At 74.5% G+C, this 18,904-nt stretch carries 20 protein-coding genes; 9 read left to right on the top strand and 11 right to left on the bottom strand.

Annotated elements, in window-relative coordinates; all coding sequences use genetic code 11:
- Window positions 1-132 precede the first annotated feature (132 nt).
- On the top strand, window positions 133-648 hold the full coding sequence (locus ABTZ17_RS08530) for a hypothetical protein (RefSeq protein ID WP_352194773.1): 516 nt from the start codon (window positions 133-135) through the stop codon (window positions 646-648).
- A gap of 87 nt (window positions 649-735) precedes the next feature.
- Here ABTZ17_RS08530 and ABTZ17_RS08525 read toward each other — a convergent pair whose 3' ends face one another.
- Window positions 736-2,097 carry a cytochrome P450 gene (locus ABTZ17_RS08525; protein WP_352194772.1) on the bottom strand — a complete coding sequence of 454 codons (1,362 nt, stop codon included), beginning with the start codon at window positions 2,095-2,097 and terminating at the stop codon, window positions 736-738.
- A gap of 86 nt (window positions 2,098-2,183) precedes the next feature.
- A complete protein-coding gene (locus tag ABTZ17_RS08520) occupies window positions 2,184-3,149 on the bottom strand; it encodes a threo-3-hydroxy-L-aspartate ammonia-lyase (protein WP_352194771.1) in 966 nt (321 codons plus the stop codon).
- Between the two features lie 165 nt (window positions 3,150-3,314).
- Here ABTZ17_RS08520 and ABTZ17_RS08515 point away from each other — a divergent pair, with 165 nt between their 5' ends.
- From ABTZ17_RS08515 to ABTZ17_RS08490, 6 genes are all read left to right on the top strand, one after another.
- Window positions 3,315-3,875 carry a SigE family RNA polymerase sigma factor gene (locus ABTZ17_RS08515; protein ID WP_352194793.1) on the top strand — a complete coding sequence of 187 codons (561 nt, stop codon included), beginning with the start codon at window positions 3,315-3,317 and terminating at the stop codon, window positions 3,873-3,875.
- Window positions 3,872-4,894 (top strand): hypothetical protein, encoded by a 1,023-nt coding sequence (locus tag ABTZ17_RS08510; protein WP_352194770.1) that lies wholly within the window; start codon window positions 3,872-3,874, stop codon window positions 4,892-4,894. The genes ABTZ17_RS08515 and ABTZ17_RS08510 overlap by 4 nt, the downstream gene beginning before the upstream one ends.
- 482 nt (window positions 4,895-5,376) lie before the next feature.
- The gene (locus ABTZ17_RS08505; protein ID WP_352194769.1) at window positions 5,377-5,898 is read left to right on the top strand and encodes an XRE family transcriptional regulator; all 522 of its coding nucleotides are present in this window, start codon (window positions 5,377-5,379) and stop codon (window positions 5,896-5,898) included.
- Window positions 5,899-6,077: 179 nt separating this feature from the next.
- Entirely contained in the window at window positions 6,078-6,725 is a 648-nt protein-coding gene (locus tag ABTZ17_RS08500; protein WP_352194768.1) for a hypothetical protein, read from the top strand.
- Complete coding sequence (locus ABTZ17_RS08495; RefSeq protein WP_352194767.1) at window positions 6,722-7,978, top strand: MAB_1171c family putative transporter; 1,257 nt, start codon at window positions 6,722-6,724, stop codon at window positions 7,976-7,978. Before ABTZ17_RS08500 ends, ABTZ17_RS08495 begins: the two co-directional genes overlap by 4 nt.
- Window positions 7,975-8,631 carry a phosphatase PAP2 family protein gene (locus ABTZ17_RS08490; RefSeq protein WP_352194766.1) on the top strand — a complete coding sequence of 219 codons (657 nt, stop codon included), beginning with the start codon at window positions 7,975-7,977 and terminating at the stop codon, window positions 8,629-8,631. The genes ABTZ17_RS08495 and ABTZ17_RS08490 overlap by 4 nt, the downstream gene beginning before the upstream one ends.
- 88 nt (window positions 8,632-8,719) lie before the next feature.
- Here the strand turns inward: ABTZ17_RS08490 and ABTZ17_RS08485 are convergent, their stop codons facing one another.
- On the bottom strand, window positions 8,720-9,379 hold the full coding sequence (locus ABTZ17_RS08485; protein ID WP_352194765.1) for a hypothetical protein: 660 nt from the start codon (window positions 9,377-9,379) through the stop codon (window positions 8,720-8,722).
- Between the two features lie 380 nt (window positions 9,380-9,759).
- Here ABTZ17_RS08485 and ABTZ17_RS08480 point away from each other — a divergent pair, with 380 nt between their 5' ends.
- The gene (locus ABTZ17_RS08480; RefSeq protein WP_352194764.1) at window positions 9,760-11,571 is read left to right on the top strand and encodes a S8 family peptidase; all 1,812 of its coding nucleotides are present in this window, start codon (window positions 9,760-9,762) and stop codon (window positions 11,569-11,571) included.
- Between the two features lie 118 nt (window positions 11,572-11,689).
- Here the strand turns inward: ABTZ17_RS08480 and ABTZ17_RS08475 are convergent, their stop codons facing one another.
- Window positions 11,690-11,947 (bottom strand): DUF6158 family protein, encoded by a 258-nt coding sequence (locus ABTZ17_RS08475; protein WP_352194763.1) that lies wholly within the window; start codon window positions 11,945-11,947, stop codon window positions 11,690-11,692.
- A gap of 242 nt (window positions 11,948-12,189) precedes the next feature.
- Between ABTZ17_RS08475 and ABTZ17_RS08470 the strand changes: the two genes are divergently transcribed.
- A complete protein-coding gene (locus tag ABTZ17_RS08470; protein ID WP_352194762.1) occupies window positions 12,190-13,845 on the top strand; it encodes a sigma-70 family RNA polymerase sigma factor in 1,656 nt (551 codons plus the stop codon).
- 49 nt (window positions 13,846-13,894) lie between these two features.
- Here the strand turns inward: ABTZ17_RS08470 and ABTZ17_RS08465 are convergent, their stop codons facing one another.
- From ABTZ17_RS08465 to ABTZ17_RS08435, 7 genes are all read right to left on the bottom strand, one after another.
- On the bottom strand, window positions 13,895-14,266 hold the full coding sequence (locus ABTZ17_RS08465; RefSeq protein WP_352194761.1) for a hypothetical protein: 372 nt from the start codon (window positions 14,264-14,266) through the stop codon (window positions 13,895-13,897).
- A gap of 94 nt (window positions 14,267-14,360) precedes the next feature.
- Window positions 14,361-14,807: a roadblock/LC7 domain-containing protein gene (locus ABTZ17_RS08460; RefSeq protein ID WP_352194792.1), complete on the bottom strand. Its 447-nt coding sequence runs from the start codon at window positions 14,805-14,807 to the stop codon at window positions 14,361-14,363.
- 58 nt (window positions 14,808-14,865) lie between these two features.
- Window positions 14,866-15,642: a transcriptional regulator gene (locus tag ABTZ17_RS08455; RefSeq protein WP_352194760.1), complete on the bottom strand. Its 777-nt coding sequence runs from the start codon at window positions 15,640-15,642 to the stop codon at window positions 14,866-14,868.
- The gene (locus tag ABTZ17_RS08450) at window positions 15,639-16,046 is read right to left on the bottom strand and encodes a roadblock/LC7 domain-containing protein (RefSeq protein WP_352194759.1); all 408 of its coding nucleotides are present in this window, start codon (window positions 16,044-16,046) and stop codon (window positions 15,639-15,641) included. Before ABTZ17_RS08450 ends, ABTZ17_RS08455 begins: the two co-directional genes overlap by 4 nt.
- Before the next feature lie 305 nt (window positions 16,047-16,351).
- Window positions 16,352-17,269 (bottom strand): NADP-dependent oxidoreductase, encoded by a 918-nt coding sequence (locus tag ABTZ17_RS08445; protein ID WP_352194791.1) that lies wholly within the window; start codon window positions 17,267-17,269, stop codon window positions 16,352-16,354.
- 90 nt (window positions 17,270-17,359) lie between these two features.
- Window positions 17,360-18,055, bottom strand: a complete 696-nt coding sequence (locus tag ABTZ17_RS08440; RefSeq protein ID WP_352194758.1) for a (2Fe-2S)-binding protein — start codon at window positions 18,053-18,055, stop codon at window positions 17,360-17,362.
- 22 nt (window positions 18,056-18,077) lie between these two features.
- Complete coding sequence (locus ABTZ17_RS08435; RefSeq protein WP_352194757.1) at window positions 18,078-18,815, bottom strand: TetR/AcrR family transcriptional regulator; 738 nt, start codon at window positions 18,813-18,815, stop codon at window positions 18,078-18,080.
- Window positions 18,816-18,904: the final 89 nt, after the last annotated feature.

Raw genomic sequence — 18,904 nt, 5'->3', positions numbered from 1 at the left:
TTTCTGTCATGGAAAGGACGCACCCGTACGGTCGGCCGGGCCGCTACCGCCCGGAAATTCCCCCCGGATTAAGATCTCGGCAGGTGGACGGTGAGGTCGGCACCGCCCGCACGAGCCGGAGGGCCCCACTTTATGTCACGCGTACTCCGTGCCTGCGGGGGCCTGGCCTGGCCCGCGATGGTGCTGCTCGCGGCGGCTCCCGCCCAGGCGGACACCGGCGGCCTCGACGTCTCCCCGCGCGCGGTGGAGCGCGGCGGACGGGTCACCCTCTCCACGCTGAACCCGGGACTGCTCGCGCTGACGGACTCCGGGGGCGGGGTCGCGGTCACCTCCCCCGCCTTCGCGGGCGAGGTCCGGCTGGCGCCCGCGGGGAAGACCGCCTGGGAGGCCGAGGCGACCGTGCGCTGCGACGTGGATCCCGGGACCTATCCGGTGGAGTTCGAGGCACCGGTGGAGTTCGACGGGAAGCCGGTGGAGGGTCGGGTCCGGGTCCGCGCCGATCGGGCCGGGGTCCCGGAGGGCTGTCCGGCGCCGGAGGCGTTCGGCGCCCCGCCGGTGCTGGCGCTGACCGGGGGCGCGGCCGGGGCGCTCACGGCGGCGGGGCTGGCGGCCTGGGTGGCGATGCGCCGCCGGTCGGCGCGGCACTGACGGAGTGGCGCGCCGGTATCCGGAGGCCGCCGCCCGGCGGGCCCGGACGGCGGCGGGTGCGGGGCGGGGACGGGTACGGGGCGGGGCTCAGGCGGTGCCGGTGCGGCGGAGGGTGGCCGGCACCGGGTCGGCGGGCTGGAGGGTCAGGCCGGGGAACGGTCGGGCCAGGCCGGGCCCGGTGTCCACGTGGAAGCGTCGGGCCAGCACCGCGAGCAGCAGCACGGCCTCGACGAGGGCGAACCGTGCGCCGAGGCAGGCCCGGGGGCCGCCGCCGAAGGGGAACCACGCCTGTTCGACGGTGCGCAGCGGCGGGTCGGGGTCCCAGCGTTCGGGCCGGAAGGCGAGCGGGTCCTCGAACCAGCGGGGGTCCCGGTGCACGGACCACTGGCTGCACCACACGGCCGTGCCGGTGGGCAGGGCCCGGCCGCCGAGGGAGGCGCCCTCGCGAGCGGTGGCGGAGATCAGCCAGATGGGCGGGTAGAGCCGCAGGGACTCGCGGACGATCTGCTGGGTCCAGGGCAGACGGGCGTGGTCCTCGAAGGTGGGGAGGCGGTCGCCCAGGACGGAGTCGAGTTCGGCGTCGAGCCGGGCGCGGGCCCCGGGCGAGCGGGAGAGCAGCTGCCAGGCCCACACCAGGGTGGTGGACGTGGTCTCGTGGCCGCCGATGTAGAGGGTGATGGCCTCGTCGCGAAGTTCGCGGGCGGAGAGCGGGGCCCCGGTGTCGTCGCGGGCGGCCAGCAGTCTGCTGAGGAGGTCGTCGCGTTCCTCGCCGGCCGCGGCGGCGGCCCGGTGCTCGGCTATGACGCGTTCGATCTCCTGGTCGAGGCGGTGCACGGCGCCGCGCAGGCGGTGCCGTCCGGGGGTGGTCACCCAGGGCGGCAGGAACAGGGTGAGTCCGCGGGCCTCCGCGCCGAGTTCGCGTTGGGCCACGCCCATGGCACGGCCGATGGCCTCCTCCTGTCCGGCGGCCTCGCTGCCGAAGAGGGTGCGGACGGCGATGCGTTGGGTGAGTCCGGCCATCTCGCGGAGGACGTCGACGCGTCGGCCGTCCTCCCAGCTCTCCGCGAGCCGGGCGGCGTACTCGACCATGGTGGCGGCGTACGCCTTGACCTGGCGGGGGCGGACCACGGGTTGGACGAGGGCCCGCTTGCGGCGCCAGTCCTCGCCGGTGGCGACGACCACGCCTTCGCCGAGGAGGTGGCGGAAGGCCCAGCCGAGGTCCATGGGGTCGAAGCTGTGCTCCACCCCGGCGAGGAGTTCGGTGACGTGCTCGGGGCGGGAGACGAGCAGGGCGCGGCGGGGGCCCAGGGACCAGGGGACCCAGTCGCCGTGCCGGTCGCGGAGGTCTTCGAAGAAGGCGAGGGGGTCGCGGGCGAAGGCGGGGAGGTTGCCGAGCAGCGGCCAGCCGCGCGGTCCGGTCAGGGTGCCTGGCTCCAGGGTCGCGGTCACGGGCGCATGGTCCCACCGGGGGCGTGCGGGCACCAGAGGGCGGCGGGGCCGGTGTGCGGCCCCGCCCGGATGCCGCGCGGGGTGGATCAGCCTTCCGCGAGGAGGCGGGCGTACCGGTCGAGGTCGATGTTGCCGCCGCTGATCAGGACGCCGACGCGGCGGCCCCGCCACTCGTCGGCCCGGGCCCGGAGCGCGGCCAGGCCCAGGCAGCCGGTGGGTTCCACGACGAGCTTGAGGTAGGTGGCGAAGATCCGCATGCACGCGACGAGTTCGGCGTCGGAGGCGGTGACCACCTCGGGGGCCTCCTGGCGGAGGACGGCGAAGTTGAGGGCGCCGAGGTGCTGGGTCTGGGCCCCGTCGGCGATGGTCTGCGGGGTGTCGATGTGGACGACGCGGCCCTCGCGGAGGGACCGCAGTCCGTCGTCCCCGGCCTCGGGCTCGACTCCGTACAGCCGGCAGCTTGGGGACAGGGCGCGGGTCGACAGGGCCGTTCCGGAGAGGAGGCCGCCGCCGCCGAGGGGGACGAAGAGGGCGTCGAGTTCCCCGGTCTCCCGGAAGAGTTCGCGGGCCGCGGTGCCCTGTCCGGCGATGACGTCGGGGTGGTCGTAGGGCGGGACGAGGGTGAGACCTTCCTTCTCGGCGAGTTCCCGGCCGATCAGCTCGCGGTCCTCGGTGTAGCGGTCGTAGACCACCACCCGGCCGCCGTATCCGCGGGTGGCGGCGACCTTGGCGGCGGGGGCGTCGTGCGGCATGACGATGGTGGCGGGGATCCCGAGGAGCCGGGCGGAGAGGGCGACGGCCTGGGCGTGGTTGCCCGAGGAGTAGGCGACGACGCCGGCGCGGCGGCGGTCGGGCGGCAGCATCGAGAGGGCGTTGAAGGCGCCGCGGAACTTGAAGGCGCCCATCCGTTGGAGGTTCTCGCACTTGAAGAAGACGCGGGCGCCGAGGAGTTCGTCGACGAGGCGGGAGGTCATGACGGGCGTGCGGTGGGCGTGCCCTTCGATGCGGCCGGCGGCGGCTTCCACGTCCTCGTAGCGGGGCAGTGCGGTCATCCGGTCCTCTTCTCTCCCCGGTGGGACCGGGATCTTCGGGTCCCTCGCGAACGTACCAGGACGGCGCGGGCGAACGCGGTCGGCGGATCTCCGGCGGGCCGGGCAACCGAATCGGCGGGGACGGTGGTCTAGGGGGCGGAAGGAGAAGGAAAGGGGGTGACGGTGGTGCAGGAAGAACTCGAAGTGTCGTTCCGGGCGTTCGTGACGGCCCGCTGGGGCCATCTGGTGCGCACGGCCTATCTGCTGACGGGTGACCGGCACGAGGCGGAGGACCTGGTGCAGACGGCCCTGGCCAAGGCGTACCGGTCCTGGCGGCGGGTGTCCCGGTCGGACAGTCCGGAGGCGTACGTGCGTCGGATGCTGGTCACGTGCAACAGTGACCGGTTCCGGAAGAGGCGGGTGGCGGAGCGGTTGACGGCGGTGCCGCCGGACACCTCGGTCCGTGACGACGCGGTCCACTGGACGGAGGAGCGGGAGGCGCTGCGGGCCGCGTTGGCCGCGCTGCCGGCGCGGCAGCGGGCGGTGGTGGTGCTGCGGTACTGGGAGGACCTCTCCGAGGGGGAGGTGGCCGCGGCCCTGGGGTGTTCCCCGGGCACGGTGAAGAGCCAGGCGTCCAAGGCGCTGGCGAAGCTGCGCAGGTACCCGGGGCTGGCCCGGGTCGTGGACGGGCCGCCGGTCGCGGCCGATCGGGGTGCGAGGGTGACGAGCGGTCAGGGGGTCTCGTGAGCGGGTCGGAATCGGGGACGGGGCGGCGGCGGCCGGAGGCGTCGCGGGCCGGACGGTCCGGCGGGTACGGGGGTCCCGCCGGGCCGGACGGCGCGGGCGAGGGGGATCGGGGGGAGGAGACGCCCTTCGAGGCCGAGCTGCGGGTGTTGCTTTCGAGGGACGCGGCGGCGGTCCGGCCGGAGGAGGCCCCGTATCCGCAGATCCTGCGGGCGGGGCGGGCCGAGCGCCGGCGGCGACTGATCGCGGCGGGGGCGGCGCTGGTGGCCCTGGCGGCGGTGCCGGCGGTGGCCTCCGCGGTGGGGGCGGGTCCGGGGAGATCGGCCGGGCCCGCCGCGGACGCGGGGCCGGATCCCGGTCCGGTCGCGGAGCGGCCGTCCGCCCCGCCGCCGGCGCCGGCGGGACCGGCGGGTCCCGCGACGCCGGGGCAGTTGGTCGACGGGATCACCCTGGAGCAGGCGGCGCGAGGACTGGAGTCCTGCCTGGAGACGGAGCGGCGCATCGCGGGCGACATGCCCGGCCGGCCGGGACCGGGCTCCGTCCACGAGTACCGGATCCTGCTCGCGCACCGGAGCACGGGCAATGCCAACGCACCCGGCGACGGGGTCCACGTGGTGGCGGTGCGCGACCGCCCGGAGCAGCACCGGCTGATCTGCACCCTGCGGGACGGACGGGCCACGGGAGTGGCGGGGTCGAGTGGCGCGGACGGGCCCCCGGGGGCCGCGGTGACGCCCGACATCAACAGCGGGAAGCTGTACCTGCAGAGCTTCACCCCGGGGGAGCCGTGGGTCTTCCCGTTCCGCTGGGGCCACATCGGAACGGTGGGGCCGGACACGGCCCGGGTCACGGTGGAGTACGGCGGCTCCACGGTGGAGGCCGCGGTGGACCACGGCTGGTACGCCGCCACGGGGGTGCTCGCGCACGGGGCCGCCGCCACGCCCCGCGTCCGGGGGTACGACGCGGGGGGCAGGGAGCTGTACGACTCCGACCGGGACGTGAGCTACCAGAAGGAGCTGCCGTAGACCGGGGCGTCCGGCGAGCGGGCCGTGTCGCCGTGAGGGGCACACGGCGCCCGGTGGGCTGCCCTCCGGATCCGGCGCGTCCGGATCCGGTGTGTTCGGGCCGGTGTGTTCGGGCCGGCGCGTTCGCGCCCCCGCGCGCTCCGGACGTGCACGCTCCGGACGTGGTGCGCGGGGCGGCAGGTGGTGCGGGCCCTCCCCCGTGGTGGGCCCGCACCACAAACGCTGATGTGCCTGGGAGACACCCCCGTAGACGCCGAGGCACATCAAGGAGCAGGGCCGCGTCCGGTACCGCGCCCCCGCCGTCGCCATCTAGTCAACTAGATGGGACGGCCTGAAACTTACGCCGGCACCCTTTGACCTTGTCAAGCCCACAAGACGGAACGGACCCGGCTGCACACCTCGCCATCTAGTCGAGTAGATTGGCCCGCGCGGCACGGCGGACCCGTCGTGACCGGACCGTCGGACGGAGGAGGCAGCCCGCGATGAGCGCGACGAACGAGCGGTCTCCCGGCGGCCGTCCGGACATCGGAAGGCGGCTCGGCCACCTCATCGAGACCCTGCACCCGGAGAACCGGGGCCCGTACACCTACCTGGAGATCGCCGACCTCATCCGGGCGCGGGCCGCGGAGGGCGAACCGACCGTCTCCCACGGCACCATCCAGTCCATCCGGACCGGCAAGGTCACCAACCCCGGGGTGGACTCCCTCCGGGCACTCGCCTCCTTCTTCGGAGTGCCGGCGAGCTACTTCCTCGACGACGCCGTCGCGGCGGCCGTGGACCAGCGGATCCGCGAGATCAAGGGGAGCGTGGAGCGGGCGGGCGCCGGGGACGAGCTCGCCAAGGCCCTGGAGGACCGCGAGGTCCGCGCGGTGGCCTTCCGGTTGAGCGGGCTCTCGGCCCGCTCCCTGCGCGGCATCAAGGGGATCGTGGAGGGTTTCCGGCAGGCCGAGGGACTGCCCGAGATCGAGGGCCGCGCACGTCGCGGTCGCGGCCGCCGGGACTGAACTTCCGATTCCGGGCCCCCTCACCGGGTCGACCTCGCCACGGGGCACTAGGGTGAGGGCGCGGTGCCGGTACGGCCGGCTCCGTGCGGCGCGGGAGGACACCCCGCCGCCGGACGGCCGGAGGGGCAGAGCGGGACATGTGGCGGTGGGGGCGTCGGCGCCGGGCGAGCACCGCTCTCGTGAACGGCCTGGAGCTGCCGCAGCCCTTCGAACTCGGCGCGTTCTGCGACCTGATAGCGGAACGGCGGGGCCGTCCGCTGGTCCTCCTCCCCCTCGAAGGACCGGGCAGCGAGGACCTTCCCTGCGGGGTCTGGCTCGGCCTGGACTCCGCGGACCTGGTCTTCTACGACGCCACCGCCCCGGAGATCCTGCGGGTGCACATCGTGCTGCACGAGATCGCGCACATGCTGCTCGGCCACGTGGCCCCGGAACTCGACCTCCCCGAGCACGCCACCCAGCGGGAACTGGACACCGCCGCCGCGCACTTCGGTCGGCTGCTCGCCCGCGCCGACGGGGCCATCGCCGACGCCGACCGCCCCGACCTGCCCATCGCCTCGATCGTGCGCGCCGAATCGGCCCGGATCCGGGCGGCGGCCGCCGCCGCCCGACCCGAGGACGCCGCCCTCGGGCTGTCCGCCGACCGGATCGTGCACCTCCTGGGCCGCACCAAGTACTCCAGCCGCGACGAGCAGGAGGCCGAGAGCGTCGCCACGCTCATCCTGGAGCGGGCCAGCCGCCGCCAGGAGATACGGGCCACCTCCGACGAAGCCGCGGACGTCCTCGACCGCCTCAACGACACCTTCGGGCACCCGGTTCGGAACGAATGAACACCTTCAAAGCCGTCATATGCGTCCTCCTGTGGTTGGTGGCCCTCTGGCGCCTGCCCGCCGCCGTCCGGCGCCCGGGCCAACGCGCCGTCTGGACCGCCTTCACCCTGCTCGCCGTGGCCTCCACGATCGCGGTCCCCCCGATCGCGCTGGCCATCGACACCGCCACCGGGGTCAACGACCTCTGCGTCCTGCTCAAGAACCTCATCGGGGTCGGCGCCTGCGCCGCCGTCCTCGACCTGGTCTTCGCGATGGCCCGCCCCGACCTGCTGCGCCGCTCCCGGTACGGCAACGCCGTGGGCAGCGTGCTCGCCGCGACCCTGCTGACGGTGTTCTTCTTCCAGGTGCCCCGACCGGAGCGCGTGGTCAACTTCTACGAGGCCCACGCCTCCTCGACGGCCGCCACGGGCTACTGCCTCACCTTCGTGGCCTACCTGGCCGTGGCCACGGCCTTCGGCTCCTGGCTGTGCCTGGGATACGGGCGCAAATCGCAGCGCAGCTTCCTCCGGACCGGCCTGTACCTCCTCGGGGTGGGGCTGGCCATCGGCACCCTGTACAGCCTGTTCCGGACCACCCATCTGACGGCCCGGCTGTTCGACCTGCCCTTCCCGCTGAGCGAGCCGCGCACCCAGCTCCTCGCCGACGCCATCGAGTACGTCGCCATCTTCCTGATCATCGTCGGCAACTCGCTGGCGCCGCTCGGCAGCGCCGTCGGGGCGCTGCGGGACTGGCGGGCCGCCCGGGTGCTGCGCCCGCTCTGGGCCGACCTGACCGCCGTGGTCCCGGACGTGGTGCTGGCGGCGCGGGTCCGTCGCGGACCCCGGATCCGCCTGCACCGCACGGTGATCGAGATCCGGGACGCGGCCCTGGTGCTGGCCCCCCACGTGACTCCGGAGCTGCGCGCCCGAGCCCTGGCCGCCGTCCGGGCCGGTGGCCCGGGCGGGGAACGCGCGGAGGTCGCGGCGGAGGCGTGGGCCCTGCGCGGGGCCGCGGTGGCCCGGGCCCGGGGCGAACTGCCCTCGGTGCCGACGCCTCACGGAACGGAGCCGTCGACGCGCGGAGGCGGGCCCGTCCTCGACATCGCCCCCGAGGTCACCCCCGGCACCGCACCCGAGGGCGCCGAGCCCCCGGACCGTCTGGACTTCGAGGCCGAGGTGGCCCGGCTGCGCCTGCTCGCCGCGGCCTACCACTCCCCCGGAGCCCGGGCCTTCGCCTCGGCCGGGCCCGCGGCGGCTCTCCGGGAGCGGGTGTGAGCTCCCCCGCCGCTGCCGACCCCGGACCCGACCACGACCACGACCACGGAACGAATGCCCCGGAACGGCCCGTCGGGCGCCGGGAACGGGCCGCGCGGCTGCTGACGGAGGCACTGGAGCCGAAGGTGTGGCTGCTGGCCGTGGTGCTGCTCACGGGCTGGTGGGCCGACGGCGTCGCGGGGCTGGGCTGGGGCTTGGTGGCCGCGGTGTTCTGCGCCGTCCTGCCCGGTCTGTGGATCCGGTGGGGACGCCGGCGCGGTTGGTGGGCGGGCCGGCACGTGGACCGGCGCGCGGACCGGCTGGTGGCGCTGCCGGGCGTGGCGGTGTCGGTGACCACGGGCATCGCCCTGATCCTCCTGCTGGACGGCCCGCCGGAACTGGTGGCGCTGGTCGCCGCCATGCTCGTGGCCCTGATGGCCTTCCTGGGCATCAGCACCGTCTGGAAGATCTCCTTCCACGCGGGGGTGCCCGCCGGGGCGATCACCGTCGCGGCACTCGCGGCCGGTCCCGCCGCGTTCGCCGCCGTTCCCCTGTTGCTGCTCGTCGGCTGGTCCCGCGTGGTGCTGCGGGACCACACCGCCGCGCAGGTGGGTGCCGGGGCCCTGCTCGGTTCGGCCGTCGCCGGCTTCGTGTACGCGGGACTGCTCCGCTGACGGGGCTGCTCCGCTGACGGGACGGGCCGCGACGGTCCCCGAGCCCGCACCGGCCGGGCCGGGCGGGCCCCGCGCGCGGGGGCCCCGGTCAGGGGGTGAAGACCTGGTCCAGGGTGTCGATCGCCCCGTCCGATCCCAGGTGGTAGCGGAAGACGAGCCCGGAGTTCGGGTGCGCCTCCAGCCAGTCGAGGAACTCCTGCACCCCGATCTTCTGGTTCTCGGTGCTCGCCACGATCGGGTCGGTGACCGTGACGGCCGCCGCCTGGTCCATGGGGATGAACGTTTCCTTGCCCACCGTCTCGAACGGGGCCCCGTCCGAGTCGGGGGTGCCGCAGCCCCAGTTCCCGTGCTTGACGATGAGGCTGAGGAAGCCGCCCTCCGGGGTGTAGCGGTAGACCGCGATCTCGTCCGGGGAGATGGGCATCTTGTGGTCGCAGTCCGGCGGATCCTGCTTCCCGGGCTTCTCCGGGGCCGGCGCGGGTGCCTTCGACGGGGCCGCGGGCTTCGAGGGCTTCGACGCGCTCCCGGACCCGCCGCCCGAACCACCGGCGTCGCCCGCCGTGTCCCCGGCCGTGTCGCCGGCCGGTGCGGCCGTGGGCGAGCCCGCCGCGGTGGGCTGCGCCGGGGCCGAGGTGCCCGCGCCGGGACCACCGATCGGCGCCTGCGCCCCGTCCTCGCCGTTCCGGCAGCCCGTCAGGGCGAGGGCGCCGCAGAGCGCCAGGGCCGCCAGATACCGTCCGTGTGCCATGTCCGTCTCCTCCGTGGGAAGTCGGCGACACCGTAGCGTGGCGGGAACTCGGCGGAGAACGGCCGGATCCCGTTCGTCACAGACTCGCGATCGGGCTGTTGCGGATCCCGGACCGGGGCCGCCGGAAGTCCGCGGGAAGACCCTCCCCGCCCCGGCACGGACCGACCTCCGAGCGGTACCGGAGCCTCCGCGTCCATCTCCCCGAGACCCGGCCCGTATCGCCCGGACTCGGCCATGGAATGGCTTGTTCCGGCCATGTGACCTGCAGGGCAAGGGTTTTCCCTGCTTCCCTCCCCGGAACCGGTCTGCCATCTTGCGTTCACCCCTTTTTTCGGACGGCCCGGTGGCGCTCGATCGCCCCCGGGTGCACGGAGGACGCCTTGATACCCCACATATCCCGCCGGCTTCGCACGTCCGCGATCGCGGTCACCGCGCTCAGCGCCGCGCTCGCCTTCTCCGCCCCCGCCGCCTTCGCCGGGACGGACCCGGTCGGCCCGGCCGCGGCCCCCGCGGCCCGTACGGCCGTGAAGCAGGCCGCGCCCGCTCCGGCCGCCTGGGCCGCGGGCACCCGCGCCTACCTGGTGATCAAGGCCCCCGGTGACAGCGCCGCCGTGCGCAGCGCGGTCGCCTCCAACGGCGGCAGCGTCTACGCCTACTACGACGCCATCGGCGTGGTAGTGGCGCACTCCACCTCGACCGGGTTCGCCGCTTCGATGCGCGGGGTCTCCGGGGTGCAGCAGGTCGGCGCGACCCGCACCAGCGACGTTCCGGCCGACGCGTACAACCCGGCGCTGCCCGCGAACCCCGCGCAGTCCACGACCACCCTGACCGAGTCCAACCGCTGGGACATGACCCAGATCAAGGCCGACCAGGCCTGGGCGGTCACCACCGGCTCGGCCTCGGTGAAGGTCGGCATCCTCGACACCGGCGTGGACGACCAGCACCAGGACATCGCCCCGAACTTCAACGCCGCGGACTCCGCCTCCTGCGCCTACGGCAAGGCCGACACCCGCGCCGGGGCCTGGCGCGACGTCGGCACCCACGGCACGCACGTGGCGGGCACGGTGGCCGCCGCCAAGAACGGCAAGGGCGTCATCGGGGTGGCCCCCGGCGTGAAGATCTCCTCGGTCCGCATCGCGGAGCCGGGCAGCAGCCTCTTCTTCGCCGAGAACACCATCTGCGGGTTCATGTGGGCCGGTGACCACGGCTTCAAGGTCACCAACAACAGCTACTACACCGACCCGTGGCAGTTCAACTGCCCGGACAACGCCGACCAGGCCGCCATCATCGAGGGCGTCCGGCGGGCCCAGGAGTACGCCGAGAACAAGGGCTCCCTCCAGGTCGCGGCCGCGGGCAACAGCAACTACAACCTGGCCAACAAGACCACGGACAGCGAGTCCCCCAACGACTCCACCCCGGTCACCCGCACCATCACCAACGCCTGCCTGGACATCCCCACCGAGCTCCCCGGCGTGGTGACCGTGGCCGCCATGGGCAACGGCAACGTCAAGGCCTCCTACTCGAACTTCGGCAACGGGGTCATCGACATCGCGGCCCCCGGCGGCGACGGCGCCTCCGGTGTCTACTCCACCCTGCCGGGCGGCAAGTACGGCAACATGAACGGCACCTCGATGGCCTCCCCGCACGTGGCGGGCGTGGCCGCGCTGATCGCCGGCGTGAACCCGACGTTCACCCCGGCGGACATCCGCAACGCCCTCGGTGTCCAGGCCAACGACACGGCCTGCCCCTCGGACAGCCGCTGCACCGGCACCACGGCGAAGAACGCGTTCTTCGGCGAGGGCCAGACGGACGCGCTGAAGGCCGTCGGCGGCTCCACCCCGCCCCCCGGGAAGTACTTCGAGAACGCGGCGGACGTGACCGTCCCGGACCGCACCACCGTGGAGAGCCCGATCACGGTGACCGGTGTGACCGGCAACGCGCCCTCGGCCCTGAAGGTCGGCGTGGACATCAAGCACACCTACCGCGGTGACCTGGTCGTGTCCCTGGTCGCTCCGGACGGCTCGGTCTACCTGCTGGAGGACTTCGCCAACGGCGACAGCGCCGACAACGTGATCAAGACCTACACCGTGAACGCCTCCTCGGAGGTCGCGAACGGCACGTGGAAGCTCCGGGTCCAGGACATCGCGGCCTCGGACACCGGCAAGATCGACGCCTGGAACCTCACCTTCTAGCTCCGGGCCCCACCGCCACCCGACACACCCCCCACAGCACCGCCCCCGGTGACGGCCGCACGGCCGCCACCGGGGGCGGTGTCGTCTTCGGGGTCGGTTCCCGGGCCGCCGGTCGGCGTCAGGCCCCGGGCTGCTGCTCGGCGGTCCGGCGGGCGCGGGCCCCCTCGCGGGTGCGGCCGTAGGCGGGGGCGCGGTCGGGGTGCCGGCGCAGGTACTCGCCCTCCAGGGCGGCCATCCGGTGGTTGTGGGTGGCCAGAGCGTCGCGGGAGCCGTGCAGCAGGGTCTCGTGACGGGTGCGGTGGATCGCCTCCAGCTCCTTGAGGAGTCGGTCCTCGGGGAGCTCGGCGGGGGGTACGCCGTCGTGGTGGGCGGTCATGGCCGCCTCCCTCCCGGAAACGGTCGGCCGGGGACGGCCGGTCGGTCTCCAGTTTCGTCCCTCGGCGGCGGCCCGGCCATCCGGGCGACGGGGGCGCCCGCTAACGTGTGCGAACCCGGACCGGAGGCCGGCGGTCCGGGTGTGGGAACGGTTGCGCGGTTTTCCGTTATCGGGAGGGGCCCCCGGGGTCTCCCAGGTGTTGGGCACCATCGTCGTCCGGGACAGGCAGGGTTGGTCGGAACATGAGCACAGAGCAGGGAACCGCACTGGTCGTGGCGGCGCGGAAGGGGAACGCGCGGGCGCAGGACGAGCTGGTCGCCGCGTACCTCCCGCTGGTCTACAACATCGTGGGCCGCGCGCTGAACGGGCACCACGACACGGACGACGTGGTGCAGGACACCATGCTGCGGGCCCTGGACGGGCTGCCGGGGCTGCGGGCCCCGGAGAGCTTCCGGTCCTGGCTGGTGGCGATCGCCATGAACCGGGTGCGGGCGCACACCGCGGCCCGGCAGGCGTACCAGGCCACCGCGGGCGCGGGCGGGCTGGAGCAGGCCTTCGACGTGGCCGACCCGGGGGCGGACTTCGTGGACCTGACCGTGGTCCGGCTGAACCTGTCCGGGCAGCGGATGGAGACGGCGGAGGCCACCCGCTGGTTGGAGCCGGAGGACCGGGCGCTGCTGTCCCTGTGGTGGCTGGAGTGCGCGGGCGAGCTGACCCGGCCCGAGGTGGCCGCGGCGATGGAGCTGTCCCCGCAGCACACGGCGGTGCGGGTGCAGCGGATGAAGGCGCAGCTGGAGGCGGCCCGGGTGGTGGTGCGAGCGCTGCGGACCGAGCCCCCGTGCCCCGCCCTGTCGGCCGGTCTGGAGAGCTGGGACGGGGTGCCGAGCGCCCTGTGGCGGAAGCGAATAGCCCGGCACGCCCGGGACTGCGTGCGCTGCTCGGGGCTGTGGAGCGGGTTGTTCCCGGCGGAGGGCCTGCTCGCGGGTCTGGCGCTGGTGGCTCCGGCGGCCGGGCTGATGACGGCGGTCCGCGGGGGCGGGGCGGCGACCATGGCTCCGGTGGGTCACGCCTCGACGGCGGCCGGTCACGGTGCCGCCGCGGGCGGGGTCGGCGGCGCCACCTCGGCCGGGGGCCGCGGGGCGCTGCGGCGGCAGCGGCAGCGGGGCCGCAGACGGGTGGCGGTGGCCGGCGCGGCCGCGGTGGTGGCCGTGTCGGGCGGCGCGTACCACCTGTTCTCGGGCCCGGAGGAGCCGGGGGGCGAGGCGGTGCGGCAGCTGACGGCCCCGGCGGCGCCCGCGTCGGTGCGGTCCTCGCGGGTCGCGCCCACGCCGGAGCGGTCCCCCTCGCCCTCGGCCTCGCCTTCGGTGAAGCCCTCGGTCTCGCCTTCGGCCTCGCCGAGCGCGAGCCCGACGCCGCGTCCCTCGGTGACGCGCAAGCCCCCGAAGGCCACGCCGAAGCCGGCTCCGACGACGGCCCGTCCGAAGCCGACGAAGGTGGGCGGCGGTTCCGGCGGGGCCTCGGGGACGGCGGGCAAGGTGATCTCGCTGGTGAACGAGGAGCGGGCGCGGGCCGGGTGCGGTCCGTTGACGAACAACGCGAAGCTGGCGGACGCGGCGCAGGCGCACTCGGACGACATGGCCGCGCGGGACTACTTCGACCACACCAACCCGGACGGTGCGGGTCCGGGCGAGCGGATCACCGCGGCCGGGTACGCCTGGTCCACGTACGGGGAGAACATCGCGCGCGGGCAGCAGACGGCGGCGTCGGTGATGGAGTCGTGGATGAACAGCTCCGGCCACCGGGCGAACATCCTGAACTGCTCGTTCAAGGAGATCGGGGTCGGGATCCACTCGGGGTCCGGCGGCCCGTGGTGGACGCAGAACTTCGGGGCGCGCTGAGTCCCCGCGCCCGGCGGGCCCGTGTCGGGCCCGCCCGGGGCGTGGTGCGTCAGACCTCCAGCACGTTCTCGATGGCCCGGAGCTGGTGGCGGGCCATGGCCAGGTTCGCGCGGCCCCGGTCGAGGGCGAGGTAGAGGAAGAGGCCGTTGGTGTTGCGGCCGCGGAGCAGCCGGATGAGGTGGTACTGGCCGCCGAGGGTGATCAGGATGTCCTCGATCTCGTCGGCGAGCTTGAGCATCTCCATGGTGCGGACCTTGGCGCGGACCACGTCGGTGTTGCCCGCGGCGGCGAGGTTGAGGTCGAGCTCCTTGCCGCCGCCGACCATGCCCAGGGCCATGCCGCTGTTGTAGTCGACCAGGGCCGCTCCGACGGCGCCGTCGATGTTCATCGCTTCCTTGAGGGAGGCTTCGGTGTTCGCCATGAGCTGGTTCTTCCTTCGCTGGTGAGGGACGCGGTCGCCGGAGGGGCCGGCGGCCGGCACGGGGTGTGCGGTGTCGCGGGTACGGGTGGCGCGCTCAGGATTCGCGACGGGCGAGGGCCTCGTCGACGAGTTCCCCGATGCGGGCGCTGGAGCGGCGGGCCTCCAGGTGGAGCCTGCCGACGTTGATGCGGGGCTCGGCGAGCAGGGTGAGCACGGCCGAGCGGCCGGCGGCGTAGGTGGCCACGTAGCCGTCCTCGCCGCGGACGAGCAGTTCCTTGAAGCCGCCCTGTCCGGTGAGGTCCGTGAGGCGCTGGGCCACGCCGAGGGCGGAGGCGGTGAGGGCGGCGACCGGTTCCGCCTCTTCCGCCCGGCTCTCCCGGGCCAGGACCAGGCCGTCGACGCTGGCGGCGAGGGCCCCGGTGAGCTGGGGCAGCCGGGCCCGCAACCGCCGGAGTTCGCCGAGCACTTCCGGTTCTGCCGTCAACAGCTGTCTCCTCTCCTGAGGGCTTCTGGTGGGCCGGCCGCCGCCGCGCTGGCGCATCGGCAGCCTCATGACGGGATACACGTGACCCGGCCGGAACGACGGTGGGATAGCGCGGTCACAGGGTTGCCTCCAAGGCGTCACGGAGCCGACGGAGCAGGGCGATGTCGGGTGAGGCGACCTGCGTTACCCAGCCGGGCAGGGCGGACGGTGGTTCGGGCTGGGCTGCGTGCGGCGTCTCGACCAGCCCGGTCGCGGCCAGGCGCCGTACTTCCAGCAGGGTGTGGAACGCGGGTCGGCCGAGTTCCCAGGCGAGTGCGGCGGCGTTGCGCCGTCCGTCGGCCTTGCGCAGCAGGGCGCGCTGGCGGGGAGTGACGCTCTGTCCGGGTGCGGCCCGGCGGGGCACCACGGGGGCGGTGTCGAGGGCGGGGTAAGGCCAGACCGCGTCGAGGAGTTCGCGGCGGCGGACGGTCTCCCGCTGGAGGGCGGCGGCCGGGACGGAGGCGACGGAGCCCAGCCAGTGGGTGGCGCCGCGGCGGAAGCGGGTGGGGCCGCCGGCGGGCGCGAGGGCGAAGAAGGCGGCGTCGAAGACGGCGCCGAGGTGGCATATCTCCAGTTCGCCGCCGGCGATCCGGCCGGATTCCACGAGGAAGCGGCCGACTTCGCGGCGGGGGCCGGCCCGGTCCACGGCTTCCTGCCAGCCCGCCAGCGGGAGGCGTCCGCCGGAGGTGAGGAGGATGTCGAGGCCGGGGGTGGCGGGGCTCTCGGCGTGCACCACTCGGCCGTCCTCCAGGAAGAGGGTGCCGTGGTCGCGCAGGAGGGCGCCGGTGGCCCCTTCCTCGGCGAGGCGGTGCAGCATCGGGGAGACGGCGGTGGGCAGGGTGTCGACGGTCATCTGAGTACCAGCTCCCCGGCGAGCTCACGGAGGCGGATCCTGGCCAGGGCGAGGTTTCCGGAATCCCTGTCCAGCCAGAGGTGGAGGAAGATACTGCTGTCGAAGCTGGTTTCGACGAAGCGGAGGATGTGGTACCCGGAGCGGGTGGTGACGATCACGTCTTCGAGGGGCGGTCCGTCGGCCCCGGGCGGTTCGCCGTCCGTGGCCCCGTTGGGGGCGAAGCTCTCGTACTCGGCTGCGGCGCGGGCCAGTTCGGCGGTTTCGGCGGCGGTGACCTCGTGGTCCCCGACCGGTGAGTCGCCCGCCGTGCCCAGGGCCAGTCCGCTGCTCCAGTCGACGAGTGCGGCACCTCGGGCACCGGGCACCGCCATGGCCTCGGACAGGCATTCATCTATCCCGGGCACGCGGGCTCCCCTCCCTGCCGCCGAAGCTGCACGCGGTGGCGTACGTCGGCAGACGCTACTCAACAACGTCTGTTCGCAAGGGAGTTCTGGCACATTCCATCGGAACATGCCGGAAAACAAGCGGCCCGAGGCCGGAAGAGGATCTTCCGGCCTCGGGCTGTGTCCGTTCCCGATCGAATAAGTGCGTTTTTGCTCGTCAGCGGCGTTCGCGCCGGATCCGGGGTGGCCGTCCGTTCGATCGGACCGCCCTTCACACCCGGGATTTCCGGCCGGCTTCCGGCGCCCTCGGCGGGCCCGCCGGCGGCTCAGACCTCGATGACGATCTTCCCGGCCACGTGCCCGGTCCGGCTCAGGGCGAACGCCTCGGCCAAGCGCTCCAACGGGAACACCTCCGCCACCGGCACGGTCAACAGCCCGCGGTCGGCCAACCCGCCCAGTTCGGCCAGGTCCGCCCCGTCCGGCCGGACCCACATCCACTGCCCGCCGGCGCCGAGCACGGAGGCGTCCGCGATGGAGGCGTGCCTCCCGTCGGGGGCCAGCACCTCACGGGTCACGTCCAGCACCCCGCCCACGAAGTCGGCGACCACCGTGACCCCGCCGGGCGCCAGCGCCCGGACCCGGTCGGTGAGCCCTTCCCCGTACTGCACCGGATCGGCGCCCAGCTCCCGGACCCGGTCGTGATTGCGGGGCGAGGCCGTGCCGATGACCCGCGCCCCGAAGGCCCGGGCGATCTGCACCCCGAGCGAGCCGACGCCACCGGCCGCTCCGTGCACGAGCACGGTGTCCCCCTCGCCGGTGCCCAGCCGGCTCAGCAACTGGTAGGCGGTCAGCCCGGCCAGCGGCAACCCGGCCGCCGCCTCCCAGCCGAGGGCGGCGGGCTTGGGGGCCAGGGACCGGGCGGGCACGGTCACGTACTCCGCGAAGGTGCCGCCGTGCACGTAGTCCTTGCGGGCGTACGCGATGACCTCGTCGCCCACCGAGAACTCGGGCACGTCGATGCCCAGCCGCTCCACGGTGCCGGAGACGTCCCAACCCGGCACCACCGGGAAGAGCACGTCCATCAGCTGGTCCAGGTGACCGCCCATGATCTTCCAGTCCACCGGGTTCACGGCGGCCCGCCGGACCTTGACCAGCACCTCCCCCGGTCCCACCTTCGGCACCGGCAGGGTGCTCGACGCGAGCGCCTCGTCCCCGCCGTACGCCCCGTATGCCATCGCCCGCATGGTGCCGCTGTCCTCGGACATGCTCCCTGTCTTCCCTTCGCTCGCGCTGGAACCGGGCCACATCCCACCACGGCGACGGCCGCGGATCCGTCAGGCGCGGGCGGCCCGGCGGGTCCTGAGCACGCAGTCCCCGCAGGGACCGCCGCCGGGGGCCCGGTAGTACAGGCAGCAGCTGTTGCGGACGTAGGCCGAGCCGAGCCCCGGCTCGTGGACGAAGGTGCCGGTCCCGGCGAAGGGTCCGTCCGTCAGCAGGGCCGTGCCCAGCTCCGCCGGGGAGTGCGGGGCGTCCGGGAATCGGGAGCCCAGCTGCGTCAGGGCCGCGGCCACCGAGGAGGAGGCGTTGCCGCGCAGCACCTTCGGCGACACCCCGTACCGGGCCCGCACCTCCGCGTCCAGGAGGCCGAGGTTCTCCGAGACGACCCGGTCCAGGACCTCCGCGGGCCGCCCGGGCACCGGGCGGGGGTCGGGCAGGGCGAACTCCAGCGAGCCGCCCGCGGGCTGCCGCCACCAGACCCGCTCGGGCCCGAGGTCGGGGACCGTCCCGGCGAGGACCGCCGGGCCCAGCGCCAGGGACCAGAGCCGGGCCGCGATCCCGAACTGCGCGGTGGAGGCGGCGATCCGATCCGGACCGGTGCCCAGACGCGCGCCGACCCGGTCCACCAACGCGTCGAGGCCCGGTCCGTACAGCTCGGCCACCGGGCGGAAGCCGCGCGCCTCCGGCACCGGGCCGCAGTCGACGGCGAAGAAGGTGCCGAGGACGGCCAACCTGCCCATGATCTCTTCCACCGGCCCAGTATCGGCCGGCCGCTCAGGGCTCCCGGCGGCGGGCCCCGTCCGAACGGTCGCCCACCGCGGCCAGTTCGGCGGCGGCGCTGCGCAGCAGCAGGTCCAGGGCGTCGGGGTAGGCGCTCTCCGTCATCCGGGCCGCGAGCAGCCCGGCGGTGGCCGCCAGGTGCGGATACCTGTCGGCGGGCAGCCGGGCGTAGGTGGTGCGCCACATGTCCTCGTCGACGGACCGGGCCTCCGCGGCGAGGGCGAGGGCGCCCGCGTCGAGGGCCGCGAAGGCGAGGCTCTGGTCGATGAAGGCGTGGTAGATCCGCACCGCGTCGCGGTCGGGGAACCCGGCCCCGCGCAGCACCCCGAGGACGGCCTCGTCGGCGGCGATCTCCCGGGGGCGGCCCGTGACGCGGCTCGCCGTGAGCACGGCGGCCTGCGGGTGCGCCAGATAGGCGCCGTGCACGCGCAGCCCGAGGGCGCGCAGGTCCTCCCGCCAGTCCCCGCCGGGGCGCCAGCCCTCCAGGGCGCGACCGGTCAGCTCCTCGCCGATGGCCCGGGTCAGCTCGTCCATGCCCGCGAAGTAGCGGTACAGGGTGCTGGGGTCGGCGCCGAGGGCGGCGCCGAGGCGACGGGCGCTGAGCCCGGCGCTACCGTGCTCGCGGAGCATCCGCAGCGCGGTCTCCACGATCAGGGCCTCGGAGAGGACCGTGCCGGTGCGGGTCGGGCGGCGCCGCCTGCGGGCCGCCTCGGGAACCACCTCTTTGGGCATGCTCCTGCGCGCCTTCCGTCCGGGTGAGCCTTATGCCAACACCATTGACGTTATCGCGGGGCCGCGGGTTTCATCCACCCCACGACCTC

The organism is Streptomyces sp. NPDC097619, from assembly GCF_040302735.1.
GTDB lineage: Bacteria > Actinomycetota > Actinomycetes > Streptomycetales > Streptomycetaceae > Streptomyces.
This window is presented reverse-complemented; position numbering and strand designations above follow the sequence as displayed.